The 16,003-nt window shown below is 55.2% G+C and carries 14 protein-coding genes; 3 read left to right on the top strand and 11 right to left on the bottom strand.

The window, feature by feature from the left end; genetic code table 11:
* Positions 1-63 precede the first annotated feature (63 nt).
* Together Q3F21_RS01440 and Q3F21_RS01435 are read right to left on the bottom strand one after the other, a co-directional pair.
* A complete protein-coding gene (locus tag Q3F21_RS01440; protein WP_340249413.1) occupies positions 64-570 on the bottom strand; it encodes a DUF4188 domain-containing protein in 507 nt (168 codons plus the stop codon).
* A gap of 9 nt (positions 571-579) precedes the next feature.
* Positions 580-1,212, bottom strand: a complete 633-nt coding sequence (locus Q3F21_RS01435; RefSeq protein ID WP_340249411.1) for a TetR/AcrR family transcriptional regulator — start codon at positions 1,210-1,212, stop codon at positions 580-582.
* A gap of 175 nt (positions 1,213-1,387) precedes the next feature.
* Here Q3F21_RS01435 and Q3F21_RS01430 point away from each other — a divergent pair, with 175 nt between their 5' ends.
* Complete coding sequence (locus Q3F21_RS01430; RefSeq protein ID WP_340249409.1) at positions 1,388-2,536, top strand: glycosyltransferase family 1 protein; 1,149 nt, start codon at positions 1,388-1,390, stop codon at positions 2,534-2,536.
* A 34-nt stretch (positions 2,537-2,570) separates the two neighbouring features.
* Here the strand turns inward: Q3F21_RS01430 and Q3F21_RS01425 are convergent, their stop codons facing one another.
* Positions 2,571-3,314: an IclR family transcriptional regulator gene (locus Q3F21_RS01425; protein ID WP_340249407.1), complete on the bottom strand. Its 744-nt coding sequence runs from the start codon at positions 3,312-3,314 to the stop codon at positions 2,571-2,573.
* Positions 3,315-3,634: 320 nt separating this feature from the next.
* On the opposite strand from Q3F21_RS01425, the gene Q3F21_RS01420 reads away from it, so the two are divergent.
* On the top strand, positions 3,635-4,366 hold the full coding sequence (locus tag Q3F21_RS01420; protein ID WP_340249404.1) for a YheC/YheD family protein: 732 nt from the start codon (positions 3,635-3,637) through the stop codon (positions 4,364-4,366).
* Between the two features lie 111 nt (positions 4,367-4,477).
* Here Q3F21_RS01420 and Q3F21_RS01415 read toward each other — a convergent pair whose 3' ends face one another.
* Entirely contained in the window at positions 4,478-5,305 is an 828-nt protein-coding gene (locus tag Q3F21_RS01415; protein ID WP_340249402.1) for an aldo/keto reductase, read from the bottom strand.
* 111 nt (positions 5,306-5,416) lie between these two features.
* Positions 5,417-6,280 (bottom strand): LysR family transcriptional regulator, encoded by an 864-nt coding sequence (locus Q3F21_RS01410; protein WP_340249400.1) that lies wholly within the window; start codon positions 6,278-6,280, stop codon positions 5,417-5,419.
* Between the two features lie 170 nt (positions 6,281-6,450).
* Between Q3F21_RS01410 and Q3F21_RS01405 the strand changes: the two genes are divergently transcribed.
* Positions 6,451-7,416, top strand: a complete 966-nt coding sequence (locus Q3F21_RS01405; protein ID WP_340249398.1) for a DMT family transporter — start codon at positions 6,451-6,453, stop codon at positions 7,414-7,416.
* A 179-nt stretch (positions 7,417-7,595) separates the two neighbouring features.
* Here Q3F21_RS01405 and Q3F21_RS01400 read toward each other — a convergent pair whose 3' ends face one another.
* The 6 genes from Q3F21_RS01400 to hutU form a co-directional block, all read right to left on the bottom strand.
* The gene (locus tag Q3F21_RS01400; RefSeq protein ID WP_340249396.1) at positions 7,596-9,260 is read right to left on the bottom strand and encodes a glycerol-3-phosphate dehydrogenase/oxidase; all 1,665 of its coding nucleotides are present in this window, start codon (positions 9,258-9,260) and stop codon (positions 7,596-7,598) included.
* Positions 9,261-9,512: 252 nt separating this feature from the next.
* Entirely contained in the window at positions 9,513-10,070 is a 558-nt protein-coding gene (locus Q3F21_RS01395) for a glycerol-3-phosphate responsive antiterminator (RefSeq protein ID WP_340249395.1), read from the bottom strand.
* Positions 10,071-10,315: 245 nt separating this feature from the next.
* A complete protein-coding gene (locus Q3F21_RS01390) occupies positions 10,316-11,299 on the bottom strand; it encodes a glycerophosphodiester phosphodiesterase family protein (RefSeq protein ID WP_340249393.1) in 984 nt (327 codons plus the stop codon).
* A gap of 202 nt (positions 11,300-11,501) precedes the next feature.
* Entirely contained in the window at positions 11,502-12,848 is a 1,347-nt protein-coding gene (locus Q3F21_RS01385) for a YjiH family protein (protein ID WP_340249391.1), read from the bottom strand.
* Between the two features lie 161 nt (positions 12,849-13,009).
* Positions 13,010-14,287: an imidazolonepropionase gene (gene hutI / locus Q3F21_RS01380; RefSeq protein WP_340249389.1), complete on the bottom strand. Its 1,278-nt coding sequence runs from the start codon at positions 14,285-14,287 to the stop codon at positions 13,010-13,012.
* A gap of 5 nt (positions 14,288-14,292) precedes the next feature.
* Positions 14,293-15,963: a urocanate hydratase gene (hutU, locus tag Q3F21_RS01375; protein WP_340249593.1), complete on the bottom strand. Its 1,671-nt coding sequence runs from the start codon at positions 15,961-15,963 to the stop codon at positions 14,293-14,295.
* Positions 15,964-16,003 lie beyond the last annotated feature (40 nt).

Genomic DNA, 16,003 nt, shown 5'->3' with positions numbered 1-16,003 from the left:
AATACCCTGGTCTCATGCGGGTCAAGCCCCCATCAAGCCAGGGTATTTTCCGTTTGCCCGCCGTCAGGGCGCGTCCGGCGTCGGAACGGCGGGGGCGTTTTCTCCCCCCAGCCTTCGCCGGGCGGTCTCCCTTTTGCCAACTGCCGGAACGTGCTGACCGGCTTTCGCCAATCCGTACACAGGCATATTCACATACATGCACTCGTATTTGCCCGCTTCCACCAGATACGTTTCGTGAAAAAATCCGACCTTCCCCGACTTCGCCACCTTTTGATTGAAGTCCCTCCATGCGGACAGATGCAATTCGCCGCCTCTGGCATACTGCTCCAGCTGCTCAAACGAACGCCAATACTGAATCTGGACGGGTCCCCGCGAGCCCATGAGAAAGGCGGCGTCGAGAAAACCCAGCTCCTTGTTTTGATACAGCTCGCGCAGCATCCCATTCATCGCCTTGACGACAGGCAGCCATTGATTCACCGCGAGCCAGCTGTTGACATGCAAGCCGATCACAAACACCACGAACGGACCCTCGAGATCCGCCGTATACCGTCCGGGTATAAATGTTCGCATACGGATCACCTACCTGAATAAAAGTTTGGCATGAAGCTCATAAAATCCGAGAAAGTCTTGCGATTGACAGAGGTGGGCGGTCAAATAGGCACCGTAGAAAATCGTATGCATCCCGATAACCAGTTCATCGACATTGGCATCAGCCGCAATTTCCCTGTCAGCCACGGCCTGCTCGACACAGCGCCGAAACAACACGTCCAGACGAGGGACAATCGAACCCGCCAGCTCTTCTCTCCCCGGGTAGTACAAATGGAGTTCCGCCTCCGTCAGCTCCGGCATGCACGGGTGCATTTTCACTTCGGACAAGAAGCCGATCAGGCTCAGCATAATGCCCGGGTGCCGCTTGGCGCTTTCATCCACCTTTTGAAACACGAAGCGCAGCGCCGGCAGCCCCCTTATTGACGAATCAGCCAGCTCCAACATCCGGTCTGTCACCCACAGCCGCATGTAGTAAACCAGCAAATCTTCCTTCTGCGGAAAGAACTTGAAAAAGGTCACTTTGGAGATTTCCGCCTTTTTGCAAATCTCTTCCACGTACACCTCGCGAAAGGATTTCTCTCCGATCAATTCCAGACACGCATGCAGCAACGCTTGCTTCGTTTTTGCCTTTTTCCAATCCCTGAGCGGAATGCTTCGTTCCATACGTACACCTCCTTCGCGCCAAAAAATGTACTTATATAAATAAATTAACTTGAGTTAACTTTTATGTCAACAAGTTTTCTCCTTTTCCCCGCCATTCTTCCAGCTGAAATTTTTCTTCCCCGCTCTCCGGGCATTTGCATACGTTGGTAGAGAGTGAACCTAAGGAGAGAATTTCGTGAAAATCTGTTTTTCTTGCCACCTGGAAAAATTCAAGCCAAAAGGGAATGTGCTGCAGTTTTTCATCATGCTCCAGGCGATCGACCGGGAAGTGGAACGGTTACCGGCCCAAGAGCGCGAGGGATTCATCCTGCACTGTGTCCTGCCGTTCCGATACGCAGACGGGATGGGCGGCTTTCACTTCCGCCACGTTCGCTTTTTTCAAGCGGAAGAGCTGAACAGCAAAATCATCCGCCTGGATCAGAAGCATGACTACGATTTTATTTTCATCCGCAACCGGACACAGGCCCGCGAGTTTATCAAAAAGAAGCCCTCTCTGGGCAAAAAGCTGTTGTTCCTGTCGATCCACTACAACCTGAACGATCCGGTCATCATGAACAAGGTTGACCACCTGTTCGACAACTCCCGCATGGTGTTTTTTCAAACCGTGCCCAACGCCAGGCGGTACCGTGAGTATCTGGAACGGAAAACGAGGTATTCGGCTCGGGAGCTGGATCGCAAAATTCAGGTTCTTCCCCAGTTCGTGGAAGGATACGCCGAGGAGGAGGAGCCGATTCAGCCGAACCTCCCGCTGGATTTGATCATGGCCGGGGTGATCCGCCCCCGCTACGGGCTGAAAACGGCTGTAGACGCCATCCGGCTGATTCGCAAGGAATTTCCCGGGGCAAAGCTCAACGTGCTCTATCCGTCTATCGTGATCCGCTACCGGAAAGAGGCGCAAAAGCTGCTTCAATCCCGAGGCGTACGGAATCACGGCCAAAAATCGATGTGGGAAACAAAACGGATGATTCTGCAAAGCGGAATTGGCCTTGCGCTGATATACGACAACACCTCGGACAAAAATCCGTCTCACTCGTACCTTTCCCGTGTCCTGGAGTACATGGCGCTGGGTGTGCCCGTCCTCACCACCAAAACCGTCGGCAACGTCCATCTGCTGGGAGAGAAATATCCGCTCTTTGTCAAGAATGAACACGACATTCTGGCGTGCTACAGGCGCCTGTCAGCTCCTGACTATTACCGGGAGATGTGCCAGTACGTAAAAAGCCGAGGCAAGCCATATCTCGCGGAAAACGCGGTCAAACCGTTCTGGAACCTGCTCCTGAACGAATGGAAGGCGATGAAAAAAGGGCGGTCCCCCAAGCAGTAGATAACCTGCTTGAGGGACTGCCCTTCTCTTTCGTTCATTTCAGCATTTTTCCCATGCGATATGCCGATTCCATGATCGGCTTTGCAATTTCCATCATTCTTTCCGGCGTCAGGCGGTTGGAGGGACCCGACACAGCCAGCGCAGCGACCAATTTGTTGTTCCGGTTAAAAATCGGAGCGGCCACTGCCGCTGCTCCGAGCTCCCGCTCTTCCACGCTGGTGGCAAAGCCTTGCCGCCTTATTTGTTCCAGCTGCTCCAGATACGCTTCGCGGTCGATGGATTCGGGCCAAAGCGGGTCGTTCAGCGCTTCTTCCCTGACGGCCGGCTCCGCGTAAGCGACCAGAACCTTGCTCGACGCCCCCACTGACAGCGGCATGCGCGCCCCGACAGGAGCCACCCGTCGAATAGCCTGATTGCTCTGAACGGCCTGGATGCGAATCCGCTCATTTCCGTCGCGGACGTACAAGCTGATCGTTTCCCCGACGACATCCCGCAAGCGCTCCATTTCCGGCAGCCAAAGGGTAGCCGGATCATCGGAATGCGCCAAATTCACCGACAGCTCCCACACGCGAAATCCCAACCGGTATTTTTCCGTCTGTGCGTCCCGGATTAAAAAGCCTTTGTTTTCCAGAGTAGCCAGCAAGCGGTGCACCGTGCTTTTATGCAGACTCAACCGCCCGGCGATCTCGCTCAAGCCCAGATCGGTTGCATCCGTAAAACAGAGCAGGATATCCAGTGCCCGCTCTACGGCTCGCACGTTCGCTTTCTGTTCTTCCATTCGTTCCACCTGCTTCGCTAAAATCGGTTCCGTACGTTTCATCTGATGAAATGATGTTCTATTTTAAGTATACGAAAAAAAGCGGCTAAGAGTAAAGAGCGGATTACAAGACGGACTCGTCGAGGTGTCGTTGCCCTGGCTGGTTAGCGGCGCATTTGGCGAACGTTTCGCCAAAATACGCGAGCGCTACGGCATTATGGCGGGCGCCGCTTCACCTAATTTTCTCCAGAGTGGACACCTCCCCATCGCGATGCGCTGACAGGAACATAGATTGAAAAGGAGCGCACGTTTGACTTCAGCACATGGAGGGATGACCGTTCGTGGGTAAATACAATGAAACCAAGCTGAAAAAATATCGTATCTTGCGACGAAATTCACGTTTGTCCCCTACTCTCCCCCAGACCCGTCTTTTTTCCAAGCACACGCTCCGCGAGTTTTTAAAACGGCATCAAAAAGTCATTGCCAAACCGATCGCTGGCAGCGGCGGGGCCGGCGTAATCCTGGTCACCAGCCTCGGGGACAACCGCTACCAGGTCCACCGGGGCTGCCGCCGTCGCACGATTCGCGGCAAGTCAGACACCTACCGTTTCATCCGCAGCCAAATCACAACAACGTATCTGTTGCAGAAAGGGATCTCGCTGGCCCGCGTCAACGGCCGTCCATTTGATATCCGGGTCATGGTCCAGCGCCGTTTAGGCTCACCGTGGGTCGTCACCGGAATGCTCGCCAAGGTGGCCGGGGCTGGCTACATCATCACCAACATCAAACGGAGCGGAGGAAGGGTGCTGCCGCTGCGTACCGCGATTCAGCTCTCATCGCTTGGGGCCGCATCCGCCGATCAGCTGATCCAGCGCTTGAAAGCGGTAGCCATCGCGGCCGCCAATCAACTGACTACCTACTATGCGAATCAGCGGGAATACGGGTTGGACATGGCTTTGGATTCCTCCGGACGGGTCTGGATCATCGAAGCCAACCTGCGGCCCGATATCACGCTTTTTCTGAAGCTGAAGGACAAGAGCCAGTACCGCCGCATCCGCTCGTACAAACGGTAAAGCGTCCAAAGGAGAACGGACGGAGCCTTTCGTTTTGGTACCCGTTTTCCGAAAATCTCCTAACAAAAAACGCCCCGACTGCTCTCACAGAGGCCGGGGCATTTGTCTATGCTAGAAATCAAAGTTGTCCGGGTCCGGACCAAAGCGCTTGTTTTGGTTCAAAGCGCTGATTCGCTCCATCTCTTCGCCTGTCAGTTCGAAATCGAACACGTCGGCGTTTTGGCGGATGCGCTCCGGCGTGACCGATTTTGGAATGGTGACGACGGCGTTTTGCAGGTCCCAGCGCAGGATCACTTGTGCAGGAGACTTGCCGTACTTTTGTCCGATCTCGGCCAGCACGGGCTGATCGAGATTGCCTTGCATCAGCGGACTCCACGCCTCCATCTGGATGCCGTTTTCCTTGCAATAGGAGAGCAGTTCCGTTTGCGTCAAGAGCGGGTGGTACTCTACCTGATCGACAGCAGGAACGATTTCGCTGTTCTTTTTCAAATCCTCCAGGTGATGCACATGGAAGTTGCTTACCCCGATCGCGCGCACGTATCCGTCGCGGTACAGCTTTTCCAGCGCTTTCCACGTATCCACGTACTTGCCTTGCACCGGCCAGTGTACCAGATACAGGTCGAGGTAATCGAGGCGCAGCTTTTTCATGCTTTCGTCTAACGCCTTCAATGTCGTGTCGTAGCCTTGATCTGAGTTCCACACCTTGGTCGTGATGAACAGTTGGTCGCGGGCAATCCCGCTGTCGCGAATCGCATCGCCCACGCCAGCCTCGTTGCCGTAAACGGCAGCGGTGTCGATCGCGCGGTATCCGGTCTCGATCGCAGACAGGATCGCACGCTGCACCTCATCCCCCTCTTTCACTTTCCATACGCCCAGGCCCAGCCAAGGCATTTTGATTCCGTTGTTCAAGACGGTGGTATCTGCAAGATGCGTTGCCATTCGATTTCCTCCCGTTCTATCGGTTTATGAAGCTCGCTTGGATAGTGTAGCACAACGGCGCTGCCAAAAAAAGGCGCTTCGCCTCTCGGATATGCTTTCGTTGTGCTCCTCTCACCCTGCCCGATGCGCCTCGATCGTCTCCAGAAATTTTTTCATCGTTCCCGCCATGTGTGAGTCGCGTCGGTGGATAAACACTGTCGAGACCGTGGCATAATCATCGGGAATCGAAAAGCAGCGAATCTTCCCATCCTTCTCCAACCGGGACACGGTCGGACGGGGAACCAAAGAAACCCCCAACCCCGACGCGACGACAGCCAAAATCGTCTCAAGCGTCCCGAACTCCATGATTTTTGTCGGCGTGATGCCCTGACTGCCCAGCCATTGCACCAGGCGAGAGCGGTAGCCGCAGCCGGAGCGAAACACCAGGAGCGGCCTTGTGCTGCATTCCGCAAGCGACCGGGGCCCGCCCTCGGCCCTGGCGATCAAGACCAGCTCTTCTTCGATCAAAGGCTCCTGGACGAGCTCCGGGTGCTGGACGGGCCCGCTGACAAACGCCCCGTCCAGCTCGTACTGGAGGACGTCCCGGATCAGATGCTCCGTAACGCCGGTCATCAGCGACAAGTCGACGCGCGGGTACTTTTTGTGGTAGGCGGACAAGATGTCAGGCAAACAGCTGACCGTCTCCACCGAGCCGACCAGGAGCGGGCCGGACGGGTCCTCCTCGTCCTGGAACGCGAGCTTTATCTCTTCCATCATCGCTAGTATCTTCTGCGTGTACCCCAGCAGCTTTTTCCCCTCGGGGTTGAGGCTCATTCCTCTGCGATGCCGATAAAACAATTCGGTCCCCAGCTTCAGCTCCAGCTGCTGAATCCGGGCCGTCACATTGGACTGGACGTAATTTAACTCCTTCGCCGCTTTGCTGACGCTCCCCAGCTCGGCCACCGTCTGAAAAATCCGCAGATCGCTGATCTCCATTTCCGCTCCCCCCTTCTGTGTTTCACCCGCTTTTCTATTCCCATTATTGTATCACCAGAAATGATACATTTCATCATTTTCATTCATTTTACATGATGGTCTTTTCGCAATATGATAGTCATCGTGAAAAATTTGTTAGCACAAGTGAATAGCGAAAGGAAGTCTTCATAATGAACAAAGAGCACATCATGAAAGGGGCCTTGCTCTGCCTGATCGCCAGCATGGCGTGGGGAGCCATGTTTCCCGTCGCGGAAAGCGCGTTCGCCCATCTGGACCCGTTTTTCTTTTCCGTCATCCGTTATTCCGTCGTTTCCCTCCTGCTGCTTGTCTTGCTCTGGATCAGGGAAGGCAGACAAGCGCTTCGTCTCGATGGTCGTGGAGTCTCGCTCTGGTTTTTCGGAACCATGGCGTTTACGATATACAATCTGCTGGTCTTCTGGGGCCAAAACCAACTGGGAACCTCCGGCGTCATCCTCGCATCCGTGATGGAAGCGCTCATGCCGATGCTGTCCGTGCTCGTGCTGTGGATGTACAAAGGACAAAAGCCGCAGTCGTTTACGATTGGCTGCATCGCGCTCGCTTTGGTCGGATGCTTTCTGGTGATTACGAAAGGCGATTTCCGCTCCTTCCTGCTGGGAGGGGGCAGCCTGTTTCCGGTCCTGCTGATCCTTCTCGGAGTGCTGGGCTGGGTGATCTACACGATCGGCGGCAATCACTTCGAGTCCTGGTCGGTGCTGCGGTATTCCACCTTGAGCTGTGTGCTTGGCACCGGCACCTCCCTGGCGGTCGTCCTGCTGCTGACGGCCATGGATATCCTGAATGCACCCTCGCTTCAAACAGTGTTTTCCGTACGGTATGAGCTCGGATTCATGATCGGCGTCGCGGGCATTCTGGCGCTGCTCAGCTGGAATGCGGGGATCAAGCTGCTCACCCCCATCAACGGCATCCTGTTTATCAATTTTGTCCCTGTCACCACGTTTCTGATCTCCGTTTGGCAGGGCTATCAGATCACGGTGTATGATGCCGGAGGAACGTTCCTGATTATTTTGGCTCTGATCAGCAACAACCTGTTTCAGCGAAAAAAGCTCAAACTTTCCGTTTCGGGCGGAGCCGTTTCCAAGAATGCTTCTTTCTGATCGGATACCTGTTTCTGATCGTCCCAGGAGCGCTTCTGGAAACAATTGAAAACGCTCCGACCGCCCCGCAAGCACGAAGCAGCATACAGCAATGAACCGCCCTCTGTCTCAAAGGGCGGTTCTTTTGTTATGGTTTGTTTGCGGTTTTTTGCTGCTCTCGCAATATGCCCCTGCAGCGTTTATCCTTCCAGCGGCGTGACGGCGTCGTGCAAATGCTTCTCGATCTCTTTTTGATACGCCTCTTTTTGCGATTCGCTCCATCCCAGATAGCTGCCCATGTACGCCACTACTGCATCCTTCCATTGTTTCGCTTCGTTAATCCGGAAGAACAGGGCGCCAGTCCGTCTGATGAGGAAATCGACCGGCTTCACAGCCATTTCCGCTTCCATCGCGTAGCGCAAGGAGGCGAACCAGTCAAGCGGCAGCCCGGACTCGGCGGCATCCTGGGCATGCCCCTCGGCGATGCGGAACAGCTCATCTACATTGGAGCCGTAAAAACGGGCCAGTCGCTCTGCTTGCTGGCGGGTAAAGCCGTACTTCGCGCCCTCTTCGGTTTTCCTTGCGATAAAGGCGGGCAAGCTCGCACTGCCTCCCACTTTTCCGCCGGAAATGGGCATATGCTTCGTTGCACAAGGTGCAAATGTGCCTTTCCCCTCTTTTCGAAGCAGATCGGCGACCATGTCGACGACCATCTCGGCCATTTTCCGATACCCTGTCAGCTTCCCTCCGGCGATGGTGATCAATCCCGAACCCGATTGCCAGATTTCGTCCTTGCGCGATATTTCCGAGGCCGATTTTCCTTCCTCGTAAATCAGCGGCCGAACGCCTGCCCAGCTTGATTCGACGTCTTCTTCTTTGATATCGAGCGCGGGAAACATGTACCGGATAGCTTCAAGCAGGTACTGTCTGTCGGCTTTCGTCATCCGCGGATGGGAAATCTCCTCCTTGTAGAACGTATCGGTTGTCCCTACATATGTTTTTCCGTCGCGAGGGATGGCGAACACCATGCGACCGTCGGGCGTGTCAAAATAGACAGCCTGTTTCAGCGGGAACCGGCTTTGGTCGATGACGAGATGGACCCCTTTCGAGAGCTGCAGGAATTTGCCTGTTTTGGAGTTGTCCCGCTCCCGAAGCGTATCCACCCAAGGTCCTGTCGCGTTTACGATTTTCTTTCCGTACAGTCTGTATTCGGCGCCATCCAGCTGATCGACGACCTTTACGCCAGTCACCTTGCCGTTTTCATACAAAAATTCCTCGACCTTGGCGTAGTTTACCGGCAGCGCCCCGCGTTCTGCAGCTTCTTTCATCACCTCTATGGTCAAGCGGGCATCGTCCGTACGGTATTCTACATAATAGCCTCCGCCCAACAAATCCTTTTGATTGATTAGCGGCTCCTTGGCCAACGTTTGCTGGACGTTCAGCATTTTCCGGCGCTCCGAGCCTTTTACCTGGGCCAAGTAATCATAGACCCGCAGACCGACGGATGTCGAGAATTTGCCGAAGGTCCCGCCTTTGTGGATCGGCAGCAGCATCCATTCCGGCGTTGTCACGTGGGGGCCGTTTTCGTACACGATCGCCCTCTCCCGGCCCACTTCCGCAACCATCTTCACTTCAAACTGCTTCAAATAGCGCAGGCCGCCGTGGACCAGCTTGGTGGAACGGCTGGACGTACCCGCAGCAAAATCCTGCATTTCGACCAAGGCCACCTTCATTCCCCTCGTTGCCGCGTCAAGGGCAATGCCCGCTCCCGTAATTCCTCCTCCGATCACTACGAGATCAAAGAGCTGATTATTCATTTCTTGCAATCTCTTGGTTCTCTGCGCGCTTGAAAATGTCTCTGCCATTCCATTCCCTCCCAAGGTTGTACAGAAAAACAAAAAGAGACCCCAGCAAACACTATAGCTAAACTATAATGCAGTGAGGTCTCTCCGATTCTCCAGACGAAATATTAACTTATACAGTAATATAACATAATATACCGCTATTTAAAAGCCAAAGCTGCAAATTACCGCTCGTTACCATCCGGCAAATGATTCTGCCATTTTTGGGAGTCGGGAGCCGCTTCCTGCCCAAGTCCAATGGGAAGCGACTCCGCCTTACGGGGTAAAATGCTCCCATAGCTTCCGGTTGGACGTGGTAATCGCGGTAGCTCCCCCTTGCAACGCCAGGTTCACGTCTTCAATCGTTCTGATCAAGCCTCCTGCCAAAATCGGGATCTTCGTTCGTTCATACACTTCCTTGATGATGGCAGGCATGGCGCCAGGGAGGACTTCAATAAAGTCGGGCTGTGTCTTCTCCAATAGCTGATAGCTTTTTTCCAATGCGTTGGTATCCAGCAGAAAGATTCGTTGGATGGCCAATACCCCTTTTTGCTTCGCTTTCAAAATAACGCCCGATCTGGTCGAAATCAGTCCCGCCGGCCTGATTTGCTGACAAAGAAATTCGGCGGCGTATTCGTCGTTTTTCAAGCCTTGCACAAGATCGGCATGCAAAAACATTTTTTTCTTAAGTTTCTCCGCCATGTCGTACAAGCCCTTTAACTGGGCGATATGGGTATCGAGAAACACCCCGTATTCGAAAGGAGATTCCAAGATATGATCAAAATCCTTCATATGGCGGGCAGCAGGAAGTATCTTTTGTCCGTTAAAATCCATGAAGATCCACCTTTCTTTCGATAACGTCTTCCTACAACTAGGATGCATCGACCAGCTCGATCTTACCGCGAACCAACAGGCAGACAGAAAAAAACCCACCTTTCATCAAACTCCCCTTCATCGGGAAATTCAACAGTGGGTCTCCATGTCTCCGTCACTTTGTGATTAACTTATTTTGATTTAAACAGATCGAGTAAACGATGTCAATCGCTCTGAATCGGGCAGAACCCTCAATAAACGCGCCTCTACTGTTTGTACAGAGGGGCAATCCGGTCAATCCGGTTTGTCCAGATGCCGCCGGTATAACCAGAGGGCAGCCTGTTTATATCTTCGGGAGTGTCAAATCCGCTGGAAAAGTCGCTTCCGTCGCCCCCCACCACGATCACGCGGGTATCCGCCTTGTCCATACGCTCGAGAAAACGGCTCGGCCAGCCCCATAGCCAAGGGCCGATTTTTTCCGGAATATGCAGCTGTGTATGTTCGCATGCCGCCGGGACATACCCTGTCCAGCCTGCAGCTATGTAGGGGATCAAGCAGCTTTTCATGGTTGCTTTCGACATCACCCGAACGCCTGGCAGCCTTTCCTTAAGGGCGTCGATCGGTTCATCTCCGCCGTAGACAGTCAGCTTGTCCAACCTTTCGGCGGGCAAGGCGGACAGAAATGCGGCGAGCTGCTCTCCCTCGGTCGGATCGTTGCTTTTCACGTGGATCAAAAACGATTGCTCGGGAAAATGAGCCAGCACCTCTTCGAGCGACGGCATCAGGCCGGTTCCCTTGCCGCGGAAAGGGTATGTTTTTCCCTGGTCGGCCGTATAGCCATACCCGATGTCCAATCGCTTCAACTCTGCCAAGGTATGCTCCCGGGTAACCCCTTGTCCGTTGGTCCTGCAGCCAAGGGTCCAGTCGTGGAAAACGGCGAACTTGCCGTCTTTGGTGGGCTGAACGTCAAATTCTACAATATCCGCTCCAGCCTGGAATGCCGCTTCCATGGAAGGGATCGTGTTCTCCAAAAACGGATGCTCCGGCTCGTAAATCCTCTCCGCTGTACACGTATCCCCGGTGATTCCTTCCATATGAAAGGTCTGGGCCATTCCCCGGTGCGCCAGCAGCAAAGGGGGTTCATTGCTTCCTTTCGAAAACAGAGAGCTGTTGTTTACGTATGCAAATGAAATCAGGACAAGCAAAACCAAAACGAACTTGCTTTTCAGCAGTTTTTTCAGCCTCTTCATCGGGCCCTCCTTGTTGTTGAATCTATGATGCAAATCTAGCATATCATTAACCCTCTCGGTGTGGCCAACCATCTCGCGGCTTTTTGGCTGTTTGAACAGACGTATGTACGCATTTCTTTTAAGAAAAACACAGGCTGATTGCCTCTGTGAAAAGGGCAACCAGCCTGTACTCGCAACATGCTTCTATTCTGCTTTTCCGGTCCTACGGCAAGAACAAATAAGCGATCGGGGTCGTGATCACAAGCGTAAGAATCGTCCTCTCCAGCCAGATCGCGACCAGCTGCGGGATGCTGATCGGAATCTCCGTCGACAAGATGCACGGAATGGTGGCGGAGAAGAACAGGATAGACGAGACGGAGACCACGGCGATCACAAACTTGGTGATCAGCGGCGCTCCCGTGACAATCAGCGCGGGCAAAAACATTTCGGCGATTTCGATCGCGGACGCCTTGGCCGCGAGGAACGGCTCGGGGAGCTGCAGCAGCCAGGTGACCGGATAGAAAAGATAGGCCAGCCAGTCAAACACGGGAGTAAATTGGGCGAGCACCATGCCGATCAAGCCCACCGACATGATCGAAGGCAAAATGCCCATCGTCATGATAAATCCGTCACGCAGGTTTATCCAAATGTTTTGGCCAAGCGACATGGACGCTTGAGCGGCGTGCATGGCGTCGCTCCAGGCGTGCTGGAGCCTGCGCCCGGCAATCGCTTTTTCCGGGTCCCCTTTGCCGTCGTAATACTCGTCGCTCATCTTGCTGAGCGGCCAAATGCGGACGGTTACCGCCGTCACCAAAAAAGTGACGACAAGCGTTACCCAGAAATAGAGGTTCCAGTACGCCATCAGATCAAGCGTTTTCGCCACCACAATCATGAACGTGGCCGAAACCGTGGAAAATCCGGTGGCAATGATTGCCGCTTCCTTGACTGTATACTTGCCTTCCTTAAAGACCCGGTTCGTGATGAGCAGGCCGATCGAGTAGCTGCCGACAAACGAGGCCACAGCGTCGATCGCGGAGCGGCCGGGCGTTTTCCAGACAGGCCGCATGATCGGCTGGACCAGCACGCCGATAAACTCCAGCAAGCCATACCCGACGAGCATCGCCAGGAAAATGGAGCCGATCGGCACGACCAGCCCGACCGGAATCACCAGCTTTTCAAACAGGTACGGCCCCATGTCCTTGTCCATCAGCCAGGCCGGTCCGATCTGAAAGTAGATCAGGGCCGCTACGATCACACCCAGCACCTTCAGGCAGGAAAAGACTGTATTCACCTTGTTCTTCTTCCAGGTGCCCGTGGCGAACGGATAGATCGCCCCGAGCAGGATCACGAGGAAAGCGTACAGAGGGATGGCGCTCGGGACGGTGCTCCGCAGCCAGGTGACGATGTGGTCCAACGGGATGGAGGACTTTTCGTTTACCGTTATCGGGATGAAAAACATAAAAATGCCGATCAAGCTGAAAATGAGGAACTTCCATACATTGGCCGGTGTAGCAGGCGCAGCGGCAGGGTTCGTCTCTGCAGCAAGCCCGTTTTGCGGATGATGGTCCATAAGGGTCCTCCTCTGACTGAGTTGTCGGTATTTCTCTCCCCTGCCCGATCTAGATAAAGCTGTCTCTCTTTCTCAAGCGGCATCAGTCTGGTCACTTCCTGCCATTCCCCCGAGCAAGAGAGAGTGCCGTCTGCACACTCTCTCCATATCGGGATAAGGCTTTACGGCAACCGCCCTTCTTTCACTACTGTGAGCCCTTTTTTCACAACCGTGTGAACGTGGTTGATACCGTACCGATATTGCAGGGTCATGTAATCAGGCACATCGAAAATGGTCACATCCGCCTGCTTGCCCTGCTCCAGACTGCCGATCTGCCCGCCGCGGCCGATCGCGTGGGCGGCATTGACAGTTGCGGCCGTCAATACTTCCGCAGGAGTCATGCCCATTTTCAGGCAGCCCAGATTCATGATCAGCGGCATGGAAACAGTCGGCGAGGAGCCCGGATTGCAGTCTGTGGAAATCGCTACGGCCATGCCCGCGTCGATCATCTTCCGGCCATTGGCCGATTCCGCCATCAGGAAGAAGGCGGTTCCCGGCAAGAGAACACCGATGACGCCCGCCTCAGCCATCATCTGGATGCCTTTGTCGGAGGCGCGCAGGAGGTGGTCAGCCGAGACGGCCCCTATGGAAGCGGCCAGCTCGGCCCCTTCGTAAGGCTCGATTTCATCGGCGTGAATTTTGGCTTTGAGCCCGTGCGCCACGCCTGCTTCCAAAATGCGGCGGGACTGCTCGGGAGTAAACACCCCGCGCTCGCAAAATACGTCGTTAAACTCGGCAAGCTTGCGGCGGGCGACTTCGGGAAGCATTTCAGAAATCACCAGCTCGACGAACGCGTCCGGGTCGTGCTTGTATTCACGCGGGACCGCATGCGCTCCCATAAAGGTGCTGACGATGTCAATCGCATGCTCTTCGTCCAGCTGCCGCGCCACTTCGAGCTGCTTGAGCTCATCTTCGAGGGTAAGGCCGTAGCCGCTTTTCGCTTCTACCGTCGTAACCCCGTGGAGCAGGAATTGATCCAGCCGCTTCCTGCTCTCGGCAAACAACGTCGCGTGATCGGCAGCCCGGGTCGCGGCAGTCGTCGCGTGGATGCCCCCGCCGTTGTTCATGATTTCCATATAAGTTGCGCCGTTTAAACGCATGTTGAACTCATTTTGGCGGCTTCCGGCATGGACCAGATGGGTGTGGGGATCGACCAGCCCCGGCGTTACCAGCTTGCCGGACGCGTCGATTATTTCCGCGTCATGTGTCCGCTCACGATACGCCGCCTGCAGCTCTTCATCTGTGCCGACCATCGCGATCCGGCCATTTTCGATCCAGAGGCTGCCGTTCTCGATAATTCCCAGCTCATTCATTCGCTTTCCTGTCACTGGTGCGGAAGAACCGCCGGCCAGCGTGACCAATTGGCTGGCCCGACGAATCCATACGGGTTTGTTGTTCATGGCGCTTACTCCTTTAGCATCGGGATTTTGACGCCTTTTTCCTTGGCTGTCTTGACGGCCAGATCGTAGCCCGCGTCCACGTGGCGGACGACGCCCATTCCGGGGTCGGTGGTAAGGACGCGTTCCAGGCGCTTCTCCGCTTCCGGCGTTCCGTCAGCCACGATGACCATCCCGGCATGCAGCGAGTACCCCATGCCTACCCCGCCGCCGTGGTGGACGGACACCCAGCTTGCTCCGCCTACTGCATTGATCAGGGCATTCAGGATCGGCCAGTCTGCGACTGCATCGCTGCCGTCCTTCATCGCTTCCGTCTCCCGGTTGGGCGAGGCGACAGAGCCGGAATCCAGGTGGTCGCGGCCGATCACGATCGGAGCGCTCAGTTCGCCGCGTGCCACCATGTCGTTGATGATTTTGCCGAAGCGGGCCCGCTCGCCGTAGCCAAGCCAGCAGATGCGCGCCGGAAGTCCCTGGAAGGACACCCTTTCGCGGGCCATGCGAATCCAGTTGCACAGATGCGTATTATAGGAAAACTCGCGGAGGATCACTTCGTCCGTCTTGTAGATGTCCTCCGGATCGCCCGACAGCGCCGCCCAGCGGAACGGGCCTTTTCCTTCGCAGAACTGCGGCCGGATGTAAGCGGGCACGAATCCGGGGAAGCGGAACGCGTCTTCCACGCCTTCGTTTTTCGCTACCTGGCGGATATTGTTGCCGTAGTCGAAGGTAACGGCACCCTGCTCCTGCATCTTCAGCATCGCGCGGACGTGCTCGGCGATGCTCGCCGCCGCTTTTGCCTCGTACCCTTTCGGATCAGCCTTGCGGAGCGCCGCGGCTTCCTCCAGAGTCATTCCGACCGGGATATATCCGTTCAGCGGATCGTGGGCGGACGTCTGATCGGTCAGCACATCCGGGATGAAGCCGCGCTCCAGCATCTCGTTCAGAACGTCTACGGCATTGCCCAGAAGGCCGATGGACAGGTCCTTCTTGGCCGCTTTGGCTTCCTTCGCCATCTTGATCGCTTCATCCAGGCTTTCTGTCATCACGTCCAGATAGCGCGTTTCCAGACGGCGCTGGATGCGGGTACGGTCGACTTCGATGTTGATGCTCACCCCGCCGTTGAGCGATACCGCGAGCGGTTGCGCGCCGCCCATTCCGCCCAGACCGGCAGTGACCGTGATCGTGCCTGCCAGCGTCCCGCCGAAATGCTGACGGGCGCACTCGGCAAATGTCTCGTACGTCCCCTGCACGATTCCCTGGCTGCCGATGTAGATCCAGCTGCCGGCAGTCATCTGCCCGTACATCATCAGGCCCTTTTTGTCCAGCTCGTTGAAGTGGTCCCAGGTCGCCCAGCGGGGCACCAGGTTGGAGTTGGCCAGCAGCACGCGCGGCGCATCCGTATGCGACTTGAATACGGCAACCGGCTTGCCGGATTGAATCAGCAGCGTTTCGTCGCTCTCTAAATTTTTCAATGTTTCGATAATTGCATTGAAGCATTCCCAATTTCGCGCGGCTTTGCCGATCCCGCCGTAAACGACCAAGTCCTCCGGGCGCTCCGCCACTTCCTCGTTCAGGTTGTTCAGCAGCATCCGAAGCGCCGCCTCCTGCACCCATCCCTTGGCATGCAGCTTTGTCCCTGAGTACTGCTGGATCAATTCTTGGATCGATTGTGTCTTTGTCATCATTGCACCTGCCCTCTCCCCAATTGGTCTTTGTATATTC

This window comes from Brevibacillus borstelensis, from assembly GCF_037834415.1.
Lineage (GTDB): Bacteria > Bacillota > Bacilli > Brevibacillales > Brevibacillaceae > Brevibacillus > Brevibacillus borstelensis_A.
The sequence above is the reverse complement of the archived record's forward strand: the minus strand, read 5'-3'. Positions and strand labels throughout refer to the sequence as shown.